The 20,351-nt window shown below is 60.8% G+C and carries 15 protein-coding genes and 2 tRNA genes; 12 read left to right on the top strand and 5 right to left on the bottom strand.

Annotated elements, in window-relative coordinates; translation table 11 throughout:
* Positions 1-104: 104 nt before the first annotated feature.
* Complete coding sequence (locus tag ACUIAH_RS05095) at positions 105-611, bottom strand: GtrA family protein (RefSeq protein WP_445341554.1); 507 nt, start codon at positions 609-611, stop codon at positions 105-107.
* A gap of 78 nt (positions 612-689) precedes the next feature.
* Positions 690-2,027: an MFS transporter gene (locus tag ACUIAH_RS05090; protein ID WP_445340547.1), complete on the bottom strand. Its 1,338-nt coding sequence runs from the start codon at positions 2,025-2,027 to the stop codon at positions 690-692.
* Between the two features lie 213 nt (positions 2,028-2,240).
* Between ACUIAH_RS05090 and ACUIAH_RS05085 the strand changes: the two genes are divergently transcribed.
* A complete protein-coding gene (locus tag ACUIAH_RS05085; protein ID WP_101431893.1) occupies positions 2,241-2,897 on the top strand; it encodes a histidine phosphatase family protein in 657 nt (218 codons plus the stop codon).
* A gap of 75 nt (positions 2,898-2,972) precedes the next feature.
* Positions 2,973-3,839, top strand: coding sequence for a hypothetical protein (locus ACUIAH_RS05080; protein ID WP_445340546.1), 867 nt, complete (start codon positions 2,973-2,975; stop codon positions 3,837-3,839).
* Positions 3,840-3,890: 51 nt separating this feature from the next.
* On the opposite strand, the gene ACUIAH_RS05075 is transcribed toward ACUIAH_RS05080, so the two are convergent.
* The 3 genes from ACUIAH_RS05075 to ACUIAH_RS05065 all read right to left on the bottom strand — a co-directional run bounded on the left by ACUIAH_RS05075 (position 3,891) and on the right by ACUIAH_RS05065 (position 6,894).
* Positions 3,891-4,889, bottom strand: a complete 999-nt coding sequence (locus tag ACUIAH_RS05075) for a DUF805 domain-containing protein (RefSeq protein ID WP_445340545.1) — start codon at positions 4,887-4,889, stop codon at positions 3,891-3,893.
* Between the two features lie 122 nt (positions 4,890-5,011).
* Positions 5,012-5,800, bottom strand: coding sequence for an ABC transporter permease (locus tag ACUIAH_RS05070; protein ID WP_045923917.1), 789 nt, complete (start codon positions 5,798-5,800; stop codon positions 5,012-5,014).
* Positions 5,797-6,894 (bottom strand): ABC transporter substrate-binding protein, encoded by a 1,098-nt coding sequence (locus ACUIAH_RS05065; RefSeq protein WP_313837141.1) that lies wholly within the window; start codon positions 6,892-6,894, stop codon positions 5,797-5,799. Before ACUIAH_RS05065 ends, ACUIAH_RS05070 begins: the two co-directional genes overlap by 4 nt.
* A gap of 320 nt (positions 6,895-7,214) precedes the next feature.
* On the opposite strand from ACUIAH_RS05065, the gene ACUIAH_RS05060 reads away from it, so the two are divergent.
* The 10 genes from ACUIAH_RS05060 (at position 7,215) to cydC (ending at position 20,316) form a co-directional block, all read left to right on the top strand.
* On the top strand, positions 7,215-8,219 hold the full coding sequence (locus ACUIAH_RS05060; RefSeq protein ID WP_445340544.1) for a LacI family DNA-binding transcriptional regulator: 1,005 nt from the start codon (positions 7,215-7,217) through the stop codon (positions 8,217-8,219).
* A gap of 348 nt (positions 8,220-8,567) precedes the next feature.
* Positions 8,568-10,964 carry an anaerobic ribonucleoside-triphosphate reductase gene (nrdD, locus tag ACUIAH_RS05055; protein ID WP_313837265.1) on the top strand — a complete coding sequence of 799 codons (2,397 nt, stop codon included), beginning with the start codon at positions 8,568-8,570 and terminating at the stop codon, positions 10,962-10,964.
* An 83-nt stretch (positions 10,965-11,047) separates the two neighbouring features.
* Positions 11,048-11,770, top strand: a complete 723-nt coding sequence (nrdG, locus tag ACUIAH_RS05050; RefSeq protein WP_445340543.1) for an anaerobic ribonucleoside-triphosphate reductase activating protein — start codon at positions 11,048-11,050, stop codon at positions 11,768-11,770.
* A gap of 56 nt (positions 11,771-11,826) precedes the next feature.
* The gene (gltX, locus tag ACUIAH_RS05045) at positions 11,827-13,353 is read left to right on the top strand and encodes a glutamate--tRNA ligase (protein ID WP_445340542.1); all 1,527 of its coding nucleotides are present in this window, start codon (positions 11,827-11,829) and stop codon (positions 13,351-13,353) included.
* 68 nt (positions 13,354-13,421) lie between these two features.
* Positions 13,422-13,494: transfer RNA gene (locus ACUIAH_RS05040), tRNA-Glu, on the top strand.
* A gap of 41 nt (positions 13,495-13,535) precedes the next feature.
* Positions 13,536-13,607, top strand: a tRNA-Gln gene (locus ACUIAH_RS05035).
* Between the two features lie 315 nt (positions 13,608-13,922).
* The gene (locus tag ACUIAH_RS05030) at positions 13,923-15,098 is read left to right on the top strand and encodes an NAD(P)/FAD-dependent oxidoreductase (RefSeq protein ID WP_198189636.1); all 1,176 of its coding nucleotides are present in this window, start codon (positions 13,923-13,925) and stop codon (positions 15,096-15,098) included.
* 281 nt (positions 15,099-15,379) lie between these two features.
* Complete coding sequence (cydB, locus tag ACUIAH_RS05025) at positions 15,380-16,432, top strand: cytochrome d ubiquinol oxidase subunit II (protein WP_306221705.1); 1,053 nt, start codon at positions 15,380-15,382, stop codon at positions 16,430-16,432.
* 61 nt (positions 16,433-16,493) lie between these two features.
* On the top strand, positions 16,494-18,437 hold the full coding sequence (locus ACUIAH_RS05020; RefSeq protein ID WP_445340541.1) for an ABC transporter ATP-binding protein/permease: 1,944 nt from the start codon (positions 16,494-16,496) through the stop codon (positions 18,435-18,437).
* Between the two features lie 67 nt (positions 18,438-18,504).
* Positions 18,505-20,316, top strand: coding sequence for a thiol reductant ABC exporter subunit CydC (cydC, locus tag ACUIAH_RS05015; protein WP_198199248.1), 1,812 nt, complete (start codon positions 18,505-18,507; stop codon positions 20,314-20,316).
* Positions 20,317-20,351 lie beyond the last annotated feature (35 nt).

Below are 20,351 nucleotides of genomic sequence, written 5' to 3'. Positions count from 1 at the left end.
TTCCTTTCCGGTCCGTCCGGCATGACCAATCAGGATGACTCGGTCCGTATGCTGGATGGCTGACTATTCCCGTCCCATAGTAGCCTCGACCAAGCTGATCGAGGCTAGCGCCAGCCGAAGGGACGATGACTCAGGGACCAGGCCCCCAGACGGTGGGCCACAGAACGGGGGTCGACCGGCTTGCCGGGTGCGGGCGCATCCAGCAGCCACTTGCGGATCAGGAAGTTCCAGATAGCCACCACCACGGTGGCTGTGATCTTGGCGATGTTGGCGTAGAGCAGGTAACGGGCGTGCATGGTGGTAATGGCGTCCGGCGGCAGCATGGCAGTGCCCATCCACAGGATCACCTCGTTGATCCCCAGGCCGATCACCGAGGAGACCAAGAAGACCACCATCTCCATCCACCGGGCCATGTCCTCCCGGTGTTTGAATACATAGCGCATGCTGGCCAGATAGTTGAAGACCAGGGAGATCAGGAAGGAGATGGCCCCTGCCAGGACGTTGTTCAGGTGCGGCCCCATGATCAGCAGGTTCATGATGCCGATGTCAATCAGGAAGGCGATGACGCCCACGATGCCGAACTTGAGCAGCTGTCCGATTAATCTACGCACGATAGCCCATTCAATCATTCCTGCTGTGTTCGCGGGGTAGCGGGAGCCGCTTGTGCGCAAAAGCCTTACGTTGCGCCCTCAGGCGGGCAGCTCGGTCAGAATGGGTTCCTCGGTGCTGTTTCGGATTTGACGGAACCCTACAAAGGCGATGGCCAGCGAGGTCAGAGCCAGAGTAGTGACCACCCCGAACCCGCCTTGGGATCCGTAACGGTCGATGAACTGCCCGGCCACAGCCGAACCCGCTGAGGACCCGATCGAATTCATGGCGCTCAGCCAAGCCATGCCTTCGGTGAAGCGGATGGGCGGCACCAGGTGGAGCATGAGCTGGTTGCCGTTGATCCAAGTGGGTGCCTGGCAGACGCCGATGATCAGGTAGATGATCATGATGGTCCACAGATTCCTGGCGAACATGAAGGTTCCGATGCCCAGGTTGACCACCAGCAGGCAGAAGTAGAAACGCTTCCAGAGGGGGATGGTCCAGTTCTTGGCCCCGTAAAGCAGGGCACCGACCAGGGAGCTGAAGGAGAAGCAGGCGAAGACGAATCCGGTCATCTGCTTCATCCCCTGTTCGGTGGCGAAGGCGATGATGGAGATGGATGCGGCGCTCTGGAAGGCTCCCAGGCCGAACCAGGTGGCGCAGACGGCGATCATGCCGGCGCTCCAGAAGGCGCCACTACGGCCGTTTCCGCACTCCTGGTCCCGCAGGCGCGCCACTTGCTGAGCCTGGCGCTCCCGGTACTCCTTGCGGGTGATGCCCTGGGCGCGGGACATGTCCGTCTGCGAGGGCGGCTCGGTCTCTCGGCAGGATAGGAACATAAAGGCCCCGACCAGCACACAGATCCCGGTAAAGGAGAAGGCCAATACGCCTGAAATGACCGCCAGGATGGAGGCTAGAGGATTGCCGATCACCCACATGGCCTCGTCGAAGACCCCTGACAGGGACAGGGCCTGATTAGTGGCTCGGTGGTCGCCGCGCAGCAGATGCGTCCACCGGCTACGGCTCATGGCTCCCCAGGGCGGAATGGCCGCCATGAACGGGGTGACCAGGTAGAGCACCCAGGTGGGAGCGTGGGCGGTGATGGCTGTGATCAGGACCGTGGCTGCGACGATCCAGACCAGAACCGTGGGGATGGAGACCTGTCGCTGGCCGAATTTGTCGACCATCTTGCCCAGCATGGGGCTGACCAGGGCCAGGGCCACGGCCTGGATGGCGGTCAGGGCACCGGCCAGGGAGTAGCTGCCGTAGTAGTGCTGCACCGAGATGGTGATGGTCATGCCCACCATGGGGAAGGGCATGGAGGCGATAACCGACCCCACTGCGAACCGTGCCGTGTGAGGCAGTCGCAGGAGCGCCGAGTATCCCCCGAAGACCCTGTGACCGGCTTCGACCAGGGCCGCTTTCAATTGCCGTGGCATGGGTTGTTCACCTCGCATTCCTTGAGTGTTTTTGCAGTCCCGAAGCATGTTTTCTCCAGAACCTTCCAGATGTATGAAAGGAATGTGGGGCTGCTGGGGGACTGCTACAGTGGTAACCATATCGGCGCCTGATGGGTGCCATTGGGATACTGATAATTCTACCCCCCGCCATGGTCTCTTATCGGGTCTGCCGGGGAGCTTGGGAGGTGGGTCGTGCCTGCGACGACCATTCATTTCGTCCGTCATGGCCAGGTCGATAATCCCGATCATATTCTCTATGAGCGATTGCCGGGATTCCATTTGTCCGCCAGAGGAAGGGCCATGGTCGAAGCGACGGCCCGCTTTATGGCCGAGGCTCCTGGCATGCGCGATCTGGAAGCCGTTTACTCATCTCCGCTGGACAGGACCAGGGAGACCACAGCCATCCTGCTTGAGCAGATCAACCCAGCTCGTGTCCAGCACGGTTTGAAACCATTGGAGCCTGTCTATGACCGTCGTCTGATCGAGGCCGGCAACGAATTCCGCGGCAAGCGTATCGGACGCGGGCAGGGGGCCCTCTGGCGGCCCTCCAACCTGCGGCTGATCCTGGACCTGCGCCGACCCAGCTGGGGGGAGTCCTATCGGCAGATCGCCCGGCGAGTGGGGGATTTCGTCCGGCAGGTGGTCCGTAGCCATCCTGATGCGCAGATCCTGGCTGTCTCGCATGAGTCGCCCATCTGGTCCTACCGTCATCTTTTGGAGACCGGTCACCCCGAGCACAATATGTTCCTTCGAGCCACCGCTCTGGCCTCGGTGACCTCCATCACCCTGGATTGTGAGACCGGCAAAGTGCTGGGAATCACTTACGCGGACCCGGCGGCAGGCGTGTGAAGACCGCTTGCACGGCCTAGGATGGCTGAGGATACTGTCGTGGATGACTGTCCGAGAACCCGATGAAGGAGCGTGATGATCATGGTGGATGTAGAGGGAAGCCTGGAGGCCATAGCCGGGCGGCCCGCCGTGGCCCAGGCGGCTGAACAGGGGGCCAGGCTGGTAGACCTTTGGCCCTTGACGAATGCTGAACATCTGGCCAACGACGCCAAGTATGCGGAGGACCTGCAGGTGCGCATCAGCATGGTGCTGGCGCAGTTGATGACGGGAGAGGATGTGACCATCCCCGACGCTGAATACGTCTATGAGGGCGCTGAGGACATTCCTGGTCGTCCCCAGGATCTGGTGGATGCCCTCATGGCGGCCAACGATGCCATCGAGGCTGCTGCACAGGCGCAGGAAGACCGGTCCAGGATGCTTGCGGATTTGGCTGAAACCTTGGGCAGCGGCTGGGACCAGGCTCGGCAGCAGGATGTAGCCGCCGGCGTGGCCAAGGCCGAGCAGTCCTTGAATGACCAGAGCGCATCCCCAAAATCTCTGCAGGACAAGGAGGGGGTGGCCCGGGCCCTGGCCACCAGCCTGGCGATTTGTCGTGATCTGCTCCGGCGTGCAGGCGCTGACCCCGATCACGCAGCGGCCGCTGCGCCAATACTGGTCTATGTCAATGAGCTCAACGAGCGGCTGGGCATTCCCCGGGCTTTCCTGTCCGGCGAGGATGTCGTCCAGGCGCTGGGATTATTGGATGATCCTGAGGCTTTCGCGGACCTGCTGGCTCCTCTGGCAGGTGCCGAGTGGGACCATCATCGTCAGGAGGTGCTCTGGGACCCCGAGGAGGCCAAGCGCAAGGCCAAGGAAGATGACGAGCGCAAGAGCCGCGAGGCCCTGCAGGCCAAGTTCGCCCATGTGCCCGAGGATCCCAACAAGCCTCCTGTGGAGCTCTGAGACCTTCTGCCCTTCGCCCTGCTATCGTCCAAGGCGAAGGGCTGGCTGGACTCAGCGATCGAAACGGGCTCCTCGTGGATCGCTGGGTCGGGCCAGCAGAATGATCCCGGCGACGGTTCCGGCGATCATGATCAATGCGCCCAAGCCAAGCAGGGAGAGCGAGGATCCCGGATGCCCGTCAATAATAGCCACGATGGCGAAGACCAGAGGGATGGCGCCCACCAGCTCGCTTGCAAAGGGCAGGAGTATCCAGTAGCCGGACATGTTGGTGTCGTGAAGCCGCCGTATGCCTACAGCCAGATTGGGTATGAAAAGTCCAAGGGTGACCAGGAGGGACAGAATCCGTCCCAAAAAGATGGATCCTGAGGTGATGATCGAGATCGCAAGGTCGATGAAAAAGATCATCAGAACAACCCACCAGAATTCCCCGCGGGAGGCCCTCCCGGAGAAGACGGAATATTTGACGAAGAAACGCTTGCAAGCGTTTACGAAGTCAATGCCGTACCAGGGTGCGTTCAGTGGCGGCTCGCCGTTGAATCCGGCATCCGCATAGGGGTAGGCCGGATACTGCGGGACCTGGGGGCCGGGCTGGTAGCTTGCCTGCGGCCAACCCGCGGGCGATTGATAAGGGTTGCCCGGCGCATAGCCAGTCGGAGGGGTTGCGCCATTGGGCTGACCATTGGCTTGGCCGGGATTCGGGCCTTGACCATAGGGTGCCTGCTGCTGCCCGTAGTACTGCTGACCATAGGGCTGTTGCTGGTTGTAGCCTGGCTGTTGACCCTGCGGCTGTTGACCGTATGGCTGCCCTTGGTACGGCTGTTCCCGGCGGTAATCGTCGGCAGGTCTTTGGGCTTCGCTGATCGGATGGTACACGTCGCTCTGATCCGAAGCTGCCGGCGCATGGCCGGATTGTCCTGGCTGAGGCTGATTCAGGTAGGCTGCGGGCCCTGAGCCGGTTCCGTCTGCGTGGTCATTCTGGGGCCAGCCGTTGGCCGAACCTTGGTCATTGGGGGTCTGGTTCCCGTCGTTCGTATCATCTGGATGGCTCATGGATGTCGTCCCTCTCATCTTCTATTGATATTCCTGAATCTGACTTTTCCGTATGTTCCTATTATGGCAGGCCGGTTCTTCCGCTTGATAGCCATGAATAGTGCAGGGGATGGGGGGACTCTTCACTCGTCGTCTGGATTGACCATGTGATCATCGCCTGCATCGCCCAGCAGGAGGCGCTCGATCAGGGTGATCAGGGCCAGCAGGAGGGCGGTCAGCAGGATGATGACCAAGGTGGCTGAAAAGATCAGCGGTGTTCTGAAGGAATTGAAGGCCGACTGCAGCCATATGCCCAGGCCGTTTCTGGCGCCCAGATACTCTGAGGTGGCCGCTGTGGCGAAGACATAGGCGGCGCTGATGCGCAGGCCGCCGAAGATCTGTCCTGCGGCCACCCGAAGCTTGACGTGCCAGAGGGTCCAGGTCCGAGTCGCCCCGCAGTTCAGGGCCACGTCCTGATAGAAGCGGGGCACGGACTTGAGGCCCCGGTAGGTCTGGACCACGATGGGGAAGAGGGCGAAGACGGCCACGATGACTACCTTGCCCAGTGGCTCGAATCCGAACCAGATCACGAACAGGGGGGCGATGGTGATCAGCGGGATCATCTGAGCGCCGGCGATCAGAGGGTAGAGGGCATCATGCAGGGTGCGCCAGCTGTAGAGTGCCAGACCGATCACTATCCCCAGGACCGAGGCCAGGAGGAAGCCCAGCAGACCCTCAAGGGCGGTGATGGCGGTGGCGGGCAGCAGATCCTCTCGGGACTGCACTGTGGCAACCAGGATTCGACTGGGTGCCGGCAGGGCCTGTTCGCTGACTCCGCCCAGGCGGGCTGCCAGCTCCCAGATGATCAAGAGCGCCAGCAGGGTGAGGGTCGGAGGCAACGCCCGGGTTCTGCTCTGCTTGCGTACCTTCATCGACCGGCTGCCTCCCGAACGTAGCGATCGGTCCACAGGTCCGTGGCCTGAGGAGCCTTGTTGGGATCGCCCTTCTTAGCGTCCCGGTAAGTGCCTGCCTTGAACTGAAAGTCCAGATAGTCCTGGGCATCCTTGACATTGATCAGTCCGCTGATGCTCTTTTGATTTGGACTGTCAACCCAGTACCCCTCCTTGACGATGCTCTCCATGGAGCGCTTGGCCAGGGTCGGGTCGATGGCCGACCCCTTGGTCTCCTGGACCAGGATGTCCGCCGCCTGGTCGGGATGGCTCAGGGCGTAGTCGTATCCCTTCAGACAGGCCTTGACGAATGCCGTCAGGGCGCGACGGTGGCCGGCCTGCTGCAGCCAGGAATTCTTGGCCACGAAGCCCAGCTGGTCGGGGTTGCCGGGCACTCCCCAGTCGGCCTGGGTGAAGCAGTGCAGGGCCGGGCCCTTGAGCTCGCTCTCCACCCCCTCCCAATTGGCGTAGAAACCTGCGAAGTCGCCCTTGCCGCTGGTCAGGGTGGCGAAGGTGTTGGTGCCGCTGGTCACCCGCTTGAAGTCGCCCTTGCCGCCTGCATAGCGGATCATCTGCTTGACCACGGCCGTCTGTTCGGCCGATCCGAAGCTGACGAAGGTCTTGCCGTCGAAGTCCTTGGGGGTCTGGATGTCGGTGCGCGAGGCCAGCGAGCACCAGCGCGCCACGGAATGCTGGCCTATGTTGAAGACCTGTCGAAGGTCGGCTCCCTGGGAGTTGAAGGTGGCCAGGTTGCTCAGCTTGGAGAAGCCTACATCGGCGACCCCGTTCTGAACGGAGGTCTCGGCTCCTGCCTGGGCCGTGGGCAGGATGGTCAGCTTCAGGCCGGCCTTGTCGAAGTAGCCCAGATGCCGGGCGACATAGATGCCCACATGATTGGTGTTGGGCGTCCAATCCAGCATGAAGGACAGTTTGGAGCCGTCATCGGCCTTGTCGTCTGCCCCCTTGGCCCCGCAGGCTGCGCTCGTGGCTGCCATGCAGAGCGCAGCTGTCAGGGCGAGCGCCCGCACGATCAGGTTGTGGCCGGGAACTCTCCTGAAGCCACTGTTCCTCGACATGCTCATCACTGTCACCTTGCCTCTCCGGCACTCCTGGTGCCTATCCGCATCGGGGCCGCTACGGGAAGGTGAGGAGCCCGCGCGACGATCCGGTACGGTCTTGACCGATGGAATTCTGCGATGTGTGCCACGGCTGCTGCCACCAGCCGCGCGAACAAGACCACTCTAGTCCAAGCCTGCCGGTCCTGCCTCGCCGTGATGAAAGGTTGCATCGTATGCCTCTATACTGGAAACTCACGAGAGGTCCGTGCGGGCCGGCCGCTGTCGGTCTCGTCCGGAACAAGACAACCGATCTCGGTAGGGGTCGACGGAGGGTTCCCATGTCGGTGACCATCAGTGATGTGGCCAAGCAGGCGGGCATGTCCGTGTCCACGGTCTCCCAGGCGCTCAACGACAAGGGGCGCATTTCGCCGCCCACCAAGGACAGGATCCGCAGGGCGGCCATGGAGCTGGGCTACATCCCCGACAGCCGGGCCCGCTCCATGCGTTCCTCGCGCTCGCATGCCGTTGGCCTGCTGGTTCCCGATATCCGCAATCCTTATTTCTCTGAGCTGGTCTACGCCGTCCAGGACCAGCTCTACTCGGCAGGCTACGCGCCCCTGATCGGCGTGTCCTCTTGCCAAGCCAGCAGGCAGGAGGACTATTACCGCATCCTTCTGTCTCGGCATATGGACGGTGTTTTGGTCGTGCCTGACGGGCCCACCTCGCCCATGTTGCGCACCATGTTGGCAAGGGAATTCCCTGTGGTTTTCGTGGATCGTCCCGACCGGACCCTGCCCGGTGTCCCTTTGGTGGATTCCGATCCTGTGCCCGGCTTGGAGGCGGCCATGGACGCTCTGGCAGCCAGGGGATGCAGACGAGTGGCCTTTGTCCCGGGCCCGGAGAGCCGCTCCTATACTTTTCGCGAGCGTGAGCAGGCTTTTCTGGACTGCGTAGATGTCCGTCAGGGGCTGACAGGATTGGTGGTCCGTCAGGGGTTTGAGGATCGTCCCCGGGCGGCTGCGACCATGCGCGGCCTGCTTGGCCAAGGGGTTGACGCTGTCATCTTCGGATACTCGGCTGATGCCATCAAGGCCGTCGCCATGGAGTGGGACGGCGATCTGCGCTCGCGCGTGCCCATGGTCTCCTTCGACGACCTGGAGGTCTTTCAACTGATCAGCCCCCAGGTGTCGGTCATCTCCCAGCAGGTGGATCGCATGGGCCGTCAGGGCGTTGATATGCTCCTATCCATGATCGAGCCGGGGCGGCAGGCTCCGGAGGGCATGGGCGTGGATCGCCGTCTGCGCACCCAAACCCTTTTCGTGCCCAGGGGTCTGCTGGCCTAGGCCTCTTCCTGGTTGATGCAGGAGTCGGGGCTGGACAAAATACGTGCGTGTCGGGCGGCTGTGTCGTCTCTGTTGATGACCTCCAATGGCCTTTCGGCTATTTGCCGCCCTTGTCCAGACCCTGCTATTTGTGACACAGTTCACAAAACAGATAAATTACTAAATGTGGGCAACGAATCATTCTCAGACACTACATATGGTGGTCTCGGCGTGATAGAGTGAGTTCTGTCAGCAAAGAATGACATCCATGTGATTCGCCGTTCCCGGTCTGGAATTTGGGAACGCCAAAGCAACTGCACATGAGTAACCGTATGAGTCGTATGAGGAGTGACGATGGATACTGAGGTCATGACCGATAGCGTGAAGGAGCGTGGCATTTCGGATCGCGATGCTGTCGATGGCATTCTGGTCGAGAAGCGCGACGGCCGGATCGTCGATTTTGATCCCGTCAACATCATGAATGCCATCGAAGCCGCCTTCAAGGATGTCAAGCACGAGGTCAGCCCTGAGGATAGCCAGCAGATCCGGGGCATGGCCCTGACCGTCCAGTCCGAGATCACCGATCGCTACACCAACCCGGTCAAGATCGAGGACATCCAGACCCTGGTCGAGCATGCCCTGGTCAATGCCCATCTTTACGAGATCGCTCGCTCCTATACCTCCTACCGTCTCGACCGTGACATTCAGCGGGCCAAGGCCACTGATGTCAACGAGGCTGTTCACCGTCTGACCAGCAAGGACGAGACCTTGGTGCGCGAGAACGCCAACAAGGACGCCAACGTCTACGCCACTCAGCGCGACCTGCTGGCTGGCGCGGTCTCCAAGGCCTCGGCTTTCGCCATGCTGCCCAAGGATGTCTCCAACGCCCATATGAAGGGCGACATCCACTTCCACGACGCGGACTACTCGCCCTTTACGGCCGAGACCAACTGCTCCCTGCCTGACTTCGGCGACATGCTGGCCCACGGCTTCGAGCTGGGCAACGCCATGATGGACTCGCCCAAGTCCATCGGCACGGCCGCCACGCAGATCACCCAGATCATCAAGGACATCGCAGGCTCCCAGTACGGCGGCCAGACCGTCAACCGCTGCGACGAGATGCTGGACAAGTACGCTCGTCTGGACTACAAGAAGAACTATTCCATGGCTGAGGCCGTCCTGCCGGACGAGGAGCCCATCGATGTGGCCAAGGATGTCGTCCGCGGCCTCAAGGCCCGGGAGGCTGACTGGCTCCACTTGGACGATCGTGCTCCCATCGGCGAGGACGCCCCCTTCGATCTGGACGCTCCGCAGATTGTTCGGCTGCGCCAGGTCTATGCCAAGATCCTGACCCGCAAGAACATCTATGATGCCATGCAGACCATGGAGTACCAGATCAACTCCAACCGTGTCAGCAATGGCCAGACCCCCTTTGTTACCGTGGGCTTCGGCCTGGGCACCTCGTGGTTCGCCCGCGAGATTCAGCGCGCCATCTTCCTGATTCGCATCCGTGGTCTTGGCAAGGACCGCCACACGGCCATCTTCCCCAAGCTGGTCTTCACCATCAAGCATGGGCTGAACGCCGACGAGGGTGATCCCAACTACGACATGAAGCAGCTGGCCCTGGAGTGCTCCACCAAGCGCATGTACCCCGATGTGGTCTTCTATGAGAACCTGATCAAGATCACCGGTTCTTTCAAGGCCCCCATGGGCTGCCGCTCCTTCCTCCAGGCCTGGACCAACCCGGAGACCGGGGAGGACGAAGAGGACGGTCGCATGAACCTGGGCGTCGTCACCGTCAACATCCCGCGTATCGCCCTGGAATCCCGCGGCGACAAGGATCGTTTCTGGAAGATCTTCGACCAGCGCATGGAGGTGGCCCATCACGCTCTGCAGTTCCGCATCATGCGCTGCAAGCAGGCCACGCCCATCAACGCCCCGACCCTCTACCAATACGGCGCCTTCGGCAGGCTGAAGCCGACCGACAGCGTGGACACCCTCTTCCGCAACAGCCGTGCCACTGTTTCCTTGGGTTACATCGGTCTCTATGAGGCCACCAGCGTCTTCTATGGCAAGGACTGGATGAAAGACCACTCCTGGGATCCGGAGGGCAAGGAATTCGCCCTGAGCATCGTGCGCCGGATGAATCAGCTCTGCAAGCAGTGGGAGAAGGCTGAGGGATACCACTACTCGGTCTACTCCACCCCGGCCGAGTCGCTGACCGACCGCTTCGCCCGGATGGACAAGGAGAAGTTCGGCGTAGTCGACGGCGTGACCGACCACGACTTCTACACCAACAGCTTCCACTACCCGGTCTGGCTGCGGCCCACGCCCATGGAGAAGCTCAGCTACGAGCGGGACTTTCCTTACCTGGCCTCGGGCGGGTTCATCAACTACTGCGAATTCCCCTCCATGCAGCAGAACCCCAAGGCCCTGGAAGCGGTCTGGGATTACGCCTACGACATCGGCATCGGCTACTTGGGCACCAACACGCCCATCGATCACTGCTTCGTCTGCGGCTACGAGGGTGACTTCGAGCCCACCGAGGAGGGCTTCAAGTGCCCCGAGTGCGGCAATGACGACCCTGACAAGTGCAACGTGACCAAGCGCACTTGCGGCTACCTGGGCAACCCCGTCCAGCGGCCCATGGTCCACGGCAGGCACGAGGAGATCGCCCACCGCGTCAAGCACATGGAGGGCGAGACCGGCCACGTGGTCCTCAAGGATGGATCCACCAAGGAGTGGTTCGACGACAAGGCCGAATAAGCTCTGACGAATAAGCTCTGACAAGACGCAGTTGATGGCGGGCCAGGTAGTTTGCGGCCCGCCATTGTCATGAGGAGGACCAGATGACGGACAAACAGGCAGTCATGAGAAAGACGGGCGGCCACCGTGACTTCGCAGCTAATGAGCAGGGGCGCGGTCCGGGGGTTCCCTCTGCACTGACCAACAATCCCAAGGCCGGCCAGTGGGACGGTCGCAGGCTCAGTCGGGGAATCGTGGCGGACTACAAGCGTCTGGTCATGACCGACGGCGAGGGGATCCGCTGCTCCCTCTACGTCAGCGGATGCCCCTTCCGCTGCCAGGGGTGCTACAACGCCTCCATATGGGACTTCGGCGCCGGGCACCCCTATACCCAGCAGCTTGAAGACCGCATCATCAAGGACCTGTCGCTGTCCTATGTGCAGGGCATCACCTACCTGGGCGGGGAGCCCCTGCTCAACACCCCCATGCTGCTGGGCCTTTCGGAGCGGATTCGGCGCGAGTTCGGCCACGAGAAGGATATCTGGTGCTGGACCGGCTACACCTGGGAGGAGCTGAACCGGCCGGGGGAGACCCCGGACAAGGCCCAGCTGATCTCCTACCTTGACGTGCTGGTGGATGGACGCTACTTGGAGAATCGGAAAAACAGCCTGCTCCAGTTCCGAGGCTCGGACAACCAGCGGATCATCGACGTGCCACGGTCCTTGGAGCAGGGCCAGGTGGTCATCTGGCCCAAGCTGCACGACCAGACCAGGTTCATTCCCGAGACCTACAGCAAGGACCGTCAGCAGGAGCAGCAGCGGGGCTGATACCGGCTCCTGCTCTGAATTGGTCTACGTCGCCTTGCCGGGGCACAATGGGTGTCATGACTGATGAGCATGATCACGACGCTAAACCCGACCTGCCTAAGGATCTGAGGGTCCGTTTCTGCCCTTCGCCGACCGGCACTCCGCATGTGGGCATGGTCCGCACGGCCCTCTTCAACTGGGCCCAGGCCAGGCACTCGCATGGCACCTTCGTCTTCCGCATCGAGGACACCGATGCCCAGCGCGACAGCGAGGAGAGCTACCAGCAGATTCTGGAGGCCCTCAAGTGGCTGGGTCTGGACTGGGACGAGGGTGTGGAGGTTGGCGGACCGGATGGCCCCTACCGGCAGTCCGAGCGTGGCGACATATACCGCGATGTAGCCCGGCAGTTGCTGGATGCCGGCTACGCCTACGAGTCCTACTCCACCGCCGAGGAGATCAAGGAGCGCAACCTGGCCGCCGGCCGTCCTGCCGCTTTCGGCTACGACGGCTACGACCGCGATCTGAGCGAGGAGCAGCGTCAGGCCTTCCGCGATCAGGGCCGGCGACCAGCCCTGCGCGTCCGCATGCCTGACGAGGACATTGCCTTTGACGACCTGATTCGCGGACACATCGAGTTCAAGGCCGGGTCCGTGCCCGACTATGTGATTGTGCGCCCCAACGGCGATCCCCTTTACACGCTGACCAACCCAGTGGATGATGCCCTGATGCGCATCAACGTGGTTCTGCGCGGCGAGGATCTGCTCAGCTCCACCCCCCGGCAGATCGTCCTCTACCGCTATTTGATGAAGCTAGGCATCGCTCGGGCCATGCCCCTGTTCGGACACCTGCCCTACGTCATGGGTCAGGGCAAGAAGAAGCTGTCCAAGCGCGACCCCGAGTCCAACCTCTTCCTGCACCGGGAACACGGCTTCATTCCAGAGGGCCTGCTCAACTATCTGGCTCTACTGGGCTGGTCCATCGGCCCCGACCGGGATGTCTTCTCCATGGAGGAGATGGTTGAGCACTTCGACATCCGCGACGTCAAGGCCAATCCGGCCCACTTCGACATCGATAAGGCCGTGGCCATCAACGCCGAGCACATCCGCATGCTGGAGCCGCAGGACTTCCTGGACCGGTCCCTGCCTTATCTCAAGCGCGACGGGCTGGTGAGTGCCGAGCGCTGGCAGGATCTGAGCGATCGTGAACAGCGAATTCTGACCGCGGCCGCCCCCTTGGTCCAGCCTCGAGTGCGTCTGCTGGGCGAGGTCTCCGGCATGGTAGGCAGTCTGCTCAGCCAGGAGGAGTACCTGGAACCCGAGCCGGATGCCCGAAAACAGCTCAAGGACTCCGCTGGACAGGTTCTGGACCTGGCCATTGCCGCCCTGCAGGATGTGCCAGACCAGGATTGGAAGACCGATCACCTGCACGACCTGCTCACTCAGGCGCTGGTGGATGAGGGCGGCTACAAGCCCCGTCTGGCCTTCGGCCCGGTCAGGGTGGCGGTCTCGGGAAGGCGGGTCTCACCGCCCCTGTTTGAGTCCCTGGAGATCCTGGGCAAGGGCACAACACTCCGAAGGATGACCAACTTGCGCCAAAACCTCTGAGCGGGTATATTTCTTTTTTGTTGTGCTACTGACCTGCTGAACCGGGTTCGTACGCGGCGAAAAGTGAAGCCCCCGTCGTCTAGCGGTCTAGGACTACGCCCTCTCACGGCGCCAACACCGGTCCAAATCCGGTCGGGGGTACGACATGTGGCAATCGTCCAAGCGATTGTCGCACAGCCAATTGGGGTATGGTGTAATTGGCAACACAGGTGATTCTGGTTCATCCATTCTTGGTTCGAGTCCAGGTACCCCAGCGATAGAGACATGAAGTCCCGAGGAGCGGAATACCGACACGGTGTTCCGCTCTTCTTATTTACGCATTACCATGGATTCTAGGGATGCTTCTGGTTTGCAAGGCGGCGGTCGGAGGCGTCCACCAGAGTTGCCCACGGTGTGAGCAAGCAAACAAAAAGAGGAGGCCCGGCAGACTGCTATGTCAGAGTTTCCGATGATGGAATCTGATACTTTGAGCATAGAAGCTTGAGTGAGGAACCCAATCATCGGCTGATCGGGCTACATCACCCGGTATATGAATCATTGTACGATTTTTTCGATAAAGGTGTGTGATTATGACGACAATCATGGTGTTGGGAGCTGGTTATGCGGGTCTTCGCGTGGTCAAGAAGCTGGCTCATGCAAAGACCGATGCCCATATAGTCCTGGTCAATCAGAACGAGTACCACTACGAGTCCACCCAGCTGCACCAGGTGGCGGCGGGAACCAAGGAGCCGGCGGACGTGGTCTTCGACCTGCGCAAGTCCCTGCCTGATTCGGTGGAGCTGATTATTGACAAGGTGGTTGGCATCGATCAGGACAACCGCAAGGTCAGCCTGGAGCATCACGATCCTCTGTCCTATGATTACCTGGTCAACGCCCTGGGCTTCGAGTCGGAAACCTTCGGCATCAAGGGTGCCGAAGAGTACGGATGGCCGCTCGTTGACGTGGACACCGCTCTGGCGGCCCGCAAGAAGCTGGAACAGACGCTGGCCCGCTACCAGACCAGCCATGATCCGCTGGATCTGAGCATCGTGGTCTGCGGCGCTGGCTTCACCAGCATCGAGTACCTGGGCGAGTTGGTCTACCGTCTGCCTCAGCTCTCAAAGCGCCTGGGCTTCCCCATGGATCAGGTCAAGGTGGACTGCATAGAGGCTTCGCCCAAGATTCTGCCTATGTTCAGCAAGGACCTGGTCGACTGGGCTGTGGATTACCTGCGCAAGCGGGGAGTCAACTTCCACACCTCGACCCCCATTACCGAGGTCAGGCAGGATGCTGTGGTCTCCAATGACCAGGAGTTCAAGGCCCATACAATCATTTGGACAACGGGTGTGCGTGGTAGCCACGTTATTGCCGATTCCGGGTATAATCAGAAGCGTAACCGTGTAGTGGTCAGGGATGACCTGTCGGTGGAGCAGCATCCAGAGGAATTCCTGGTGGGTGATGTCAGCGCCGTTCCCGACCCCCAATCGGGTCGGCTCTATCCAACCACTGCACAGATTTCGATGGCCCAGGCTGATACCGCGGCCGCGAATGTCCTCGCCAGAATGCGGGGGCAGGAGCCCCAGCGGTTCACCTTCCGAAGCCTGGGGACCGTGTGCTCTCTCGGTCCTCACGATGGGGTTGCCGAAATCGACCGTATGGGCACGCTGAAGCTCAAGGGCAAGGTGGTCTCGGTCCTGAAGTGGATCGTGAACGAGCGGTCGGTCCTGGAATTGGCTGACGTGCGTACCATGTTGGAGAGCAACTGAACCAGCGTCTCAAGGGACGCAAAGGGCTAGACGACGAGGGAGAGGAGGACGAACATGATTCAGGTCATGTGGAAGCGGCGCATGTTCGTCCCGTCCCAGCCTCGGATTGGATCGTTCTGGGCGACGATGGCCATCGGCCCTGCGTCCATCGACATCATTGACTACCTCCTGCTCCTCCTCATTCTGGCGAAGACCGTGGCCGACTGTGGCCTCCGCCAGAATGTTGGAGGCCCCCGTGCCCGTGCGCGGATCGGCAGGAGCGAGAGGAGAGTGGCATTAGCATGAGTTTTCTACAAGGTTTGTGGTTCTTTGTCATCGGCCTGCTTTTTGCAGGATTCCTTCTGCTTGAAGGATTCGACTTTGGCGTTGGCATGGCTACCAGGTTCGTGGCCCGCGATGGTGATGAGCGCGCCACCTTCATGAGGGCTATTGGTCCCCACTGGGATGGCAACGAGGTCTGGCTGATCACCGCCGGCGGCGCTATGTTTGCTGCTTTCCCACTCTGGTACGCCTCCCTCTTCTCCGGGTATTACCTCCTGCTCTTCCTGGTGCTGGTCTCCCTGATCCTGCGCGGCGTCTCTTTCGAGTTCGCCTCCCACGCGCTGACCAGCCGTGAGCGTGGTGTCTGGCAGTGGGCCAACTTCATCGGCTCGCTCTTTGCGCCATTCTTCCTGGGCATGATGCTGACCAGCCTGATCCAGGGCATCCCCATGGATAAGAACGGCGATGCGTGGCCCGGGTTCTTCGACGTGTTCAACTGGCTGTCTGTGGTCGGCGGCATCGCTGTCGTCTTCTTCAGCTTCGTTCATGGCCTGCACTTCCTGAGCCTGAAGATGGGGGTCATGGATTCCCGTCGGATGCTCAACGTCAGCGAGAAGGCTTACTGGATCGCCTATCCGGCTCTGGTCGTCTTCGTGCTCCTGGCCATCTTCAACACCGACTTCTACAAGGCGCGTCCCCTGTCCACCTGGCTGATCACCGTAATTATCCTGGCCTCGGTTATTGGAGGTCACGTTGCCGTTTTCAAGAAGCATGGCGGCTACGCTTTCACCTGCTCGGGCATCACCCTGATGGCCATCATCGCCTTTATCTTCAACGGGCTCTTCCCGCGGGTGATGATCGCTGATGATCCGGCTCACAACCTGCTGATTCAGGATGCTTCGGCTTCGCCGCTGACCATGAAGATCATGACTGTGGTGCTTTGCATCTTCCTGCCCATCATGCTGGCCTACTTCATCTGGAGCTACTTCATCCAGCGCAAGCGGCTGGACACCGATGGTGCCCATCTGGCCTCTCCTGTGGCCCCTTCGGCCACTGTGGCTGAGACCGTCTGAAAGTTAAAGGAGGCAGGGGGGCAGTGCTGGCAGGACCGGAGCGCATCCGGAGGATAATGCATTGATTGACAAAAATCTCTTCCGTTTCGACGGAGTCCGGTCCACATTGGGTCTGCTGGCCGCACTGTCCCTGGTCCAGGGAATAGGCGTGGTGGTTCAGGCCTATGGGTTGACCCTGGCTCTGGTACGTATTTGGCACCTTCAGAACCTCAAGGTGCTGGTAGTGCCGGTACTGATCTTTCTGGCCGCCTACACCTGTCGACAGCTCTGCGATGTGGCCAAGGATCGTTTTGCCACTGACCGTGCCGACGCCATCGTAGCCGAACTTCGGCCCCGTATTCAGGACAAGGTCTTCTCGCTGGGGCCGTCGGCTCTGGCCCGGCGTGGCACGGGCTCGGCCGTCACCATGCTGGTGGATGGGCTTGACCAGGTGCGCACCTACGTGCTGACGGTCCTGCCAAAGATGATGGATCTCATTTTCATCCCATTGATTGTCTTGGTTGTGGTCTGGACCCAGGATGCAGGTTCCGGGCTCATCCTCCTGCTCATGTTGCCCCTGCTTATCTTCTTCATGGTCATCCTGGGCCTGGCAGCCAGGGATCGTTCCAGTCGGCAGTACGCTCAGTTCCGCAAGCTCAACACCAGGTTCATGGATACGGTCCTGGGCCTGCCGACCCTGAAGATGCTGGGCATTGACAAGGAGTACGAGGACGAGATCTATTCGGTCTCGGACCGCTTCCGCAAGAGGACCATGAGCGTTATCAGGGTGGCCATGACCTCCACATTTGCTCTGGACTTCTTTGCCACCTTGGCCATCGCCATCATGGCCGTCTTCCTGGGCAACAATCTGATCAATGCCAAGGTGGAGCTCTTTCCAGCCCTCCTGGCCCTGATTCTGGCCCCTGAATACTTCATGCCCATCCGCCAGTTCGGAGACGACTTCCACGCCACGCTGAACGGCAAGAACGCCTTGGACGATATTGCGGATATGCTGGCGCAACCAGAGCCCAAGCGCTTGGAGGAACTGGACTGGTCCGGGTGGAAGGAGGACAGCCACCTGCGCCTGGAAAGAATAGACTTCGCCTATCCTGGCCCCAAGCCGGTAGAGAGCAACGCTTCAGCCGGTGCGCAGATGGATGCCATGGCCAAGTCCGAGAGCCAAAAGTCCGGCAAGAAGGGCAGCAAGCGCAAGTCTTCCAAGGTTCATGACGGTAATGGGGAAGCGGCCTCGGCTGAGGTCGGTTCCACTGCATCGCAGGGAACTGGAGACGAGGCAGCTGTGGATTCGCAGGAACAGCCTCTGGCACTGAGCGGCCTGGACTTCAACCTGAATGGTTTTTCCAAGGTGGCCATTGTCGGTCGTTCTGGAGCCGGCAAGTCCACGTTGATGGATCTGCTGGCCGGCTTTGACCAGCCCAAGGCAGGCGCCATCGACCTGGATGGTCATCAGCTGGAGCATTGCAACGTGGCTGCCTGGCAGCGGCACATCAGCTATATTCCGCAGAACCCCTTCATCTTCCACGGCACAGTGGCCGACAACATCCGCTTCTACAAGCAGGATGCAGACGATGCCGCCGTGGCCCGTGCAGCCGACCGAGCCGGATTGACCGACTGGCTGCAAACATTGTCTGACGGTCTGGATACGCGGATTGGAGAGGGCAACCGAGGCATCAGCGGCGGCCAGGCCCAGCGAATTGCCCTGGCCAGGGGGATCCTTGACCCCTCACGCGAGATTCTGTTCTTTGACGAGCCCACAGCCCACCTGGACATCGAGACCGAATACGACCTGAAGCAGACCCTGCTGCCCATCATGGACGGGCACCTGGTTGTCCTGGCCACCCACCGGCTGCACTGGCTGGCCAACATGGACTGGGTGATCATGCTGGAGCATGGACGAATTGTGGCCCAGGGCGATCCGCGCAAGCTGATTGGTCAAGGCGGACCCTTGGATGCGCTGATCGATGAGATGGGAGGGAACCAGATTGCCGACTACCAGCAGGACTGAAACCGCCGGAAGAAATGGCACGGGATCGTCGAAGACCTCCCGCCGCGGCCGCGGGCTGTCAGGCTACATGCATATCTGGCACCGGGACCATTGGTTCTGGCCCTACCTGCGTGAGAACAAGGGGCTGCTTGCCCTGATCTTCTTCCTGGGGACCATCACCTTCGTGTGCGCGGCTGGACTGATGTTCACATCGGGATTCCTGATCAGCAGGTCGGCCCGCCATCCCTTCAACATCTTCGCCGTATACGTGCCGGTGGTCCTTACCAGGGCCTTCGGCATCGGACGACCCACATTCAAGTACATGGAGCGCATCAAGAGCCATGATTGGGTGCTCCGGGTGGTTTCCAAGCTGCGGGTTCAGCTCTACCGCACCCTCTCGCAGGATGCGGCCTTCCTGAACGAGCATGAGCGCACAGGCACGGTCCTGGGCATGCTCTCGGACGACCTGGACCATCTGGAGAACTTCTACCTGCGCACCATTTTCCCCACGGTCGTAGCCTACATGATGTGGGTGGTGGTGACCATCGCCGTAGGCGTCTTCTCCTGGCTGACCTCGCTCCTGCTCTTCCTGCTTTTCGCCCTGATCCTGATCCTGATCCCGCTGGTCTCGCTGGCTTATTCAGACGGGCGTTACGACATGGAGAAGGCACGGCGGCAGGATCAATACACTGCAGTGACCGAGAGCTACATGGGCCTGGGGGATTGGGTGATTACCCGCCGTCGGCGGCGCTTCGTGGACACGGCGTCCGGTGACTTCAACGACATCGCCACCGGCCGCAAAGAGCAGAAGCGGTTTGAACGCTGGCGCAACTGCGGCATCCAGATGATTTTCGCCCTCATGGTGGTGGCTCTGATTGTTGGAGCGGATCTGCGTATGACCAGCTCCACCTCCATTGCGGACTTCGCGGCAGCCGTGGTCCTGGCGGTCTTCCCTCTGGTCGACTGCTTCATCGTGGTCTCCCAGGCCGTGGCCGAGGTTCCCCTCTACACAGACTCGCTGGATCACCTGAATGATCTGACCGAGCGGGTCGAGTCCCGGCGAATTGAGCCGAGCGCCCAGACCAGGCTGGAGGGGCCGATCAAGTCAATCGTCTTCGACCATGTCAGCTTCTCCTATGGTCCTGATGACCCCCTGCTGCTGGACGACTTCAGCCTGCGAATCGAAGGTGGGCAGCGCGTGGCCCTGCTCGGTCCCAGCGGCGAGGGCAAGACGACGGTCCTTCAGCTGCTCCTGGGCGACCTGCGCCCCACCAGTGGCCGCATCCTGATCAATGGAATACCGGTCGATGCCTTGCAGGATCAGCGTCCTGAGCTCTTTGGCTACCTGAACCAGCAGGCCTTCCTCTTCAACACCACCATCGCCTCCAACGTGCGTCTGGGCGCTCCCCAGGCCGATGATGATCAGGTTCGCCAGGCTCTGAAGGCTGTACAGCTGGATCAGGTCGTAGATGACATGCCCCAGGGAATCGACACGCCGGTGGATGAGGCTGGCGGCCGTCTTTCAGGCGGGCAGCGCCAGCGTCTGGCCCTGGCCAGGATTGTGCTCAAGCGCACGCCGATCATTCTTCTGGACGAGCCAACCATCGGTCTGGATCCCATAACCGAGCGGCGGCTCATGGCCATGATCTTCAAGGTCAGCCAGGACCGCACCCTTCTTTGGGTGACCCACCACCTCCAGGGGCTGGAGGAGGCCGACCAGGTCATCTTTATGCAGGATGGTCATATAGCCATGCAGGGTCGACCTGTTGATTTGTACCATGAGAACGCCCGTTTCCGTGAACTTTATCGCATGGATGTCTCGGACGTGGACAATGGTGCCGGTCAAGGGATATACTTAAAGAAGCAGTCAGATTCAGATGGACGGAACCCTGTTGAATGACCATCAGGCTGTTTCCCGAGCAATGAATTTTGCAC

Source organism: Bifidobacterium sp. ESL0820, assembly GCF_052606235.1.
Note: the sequence above shows the minus strand (reverse complement) of the source record. Positions and strands in the feature narration are given on the sequence as shown.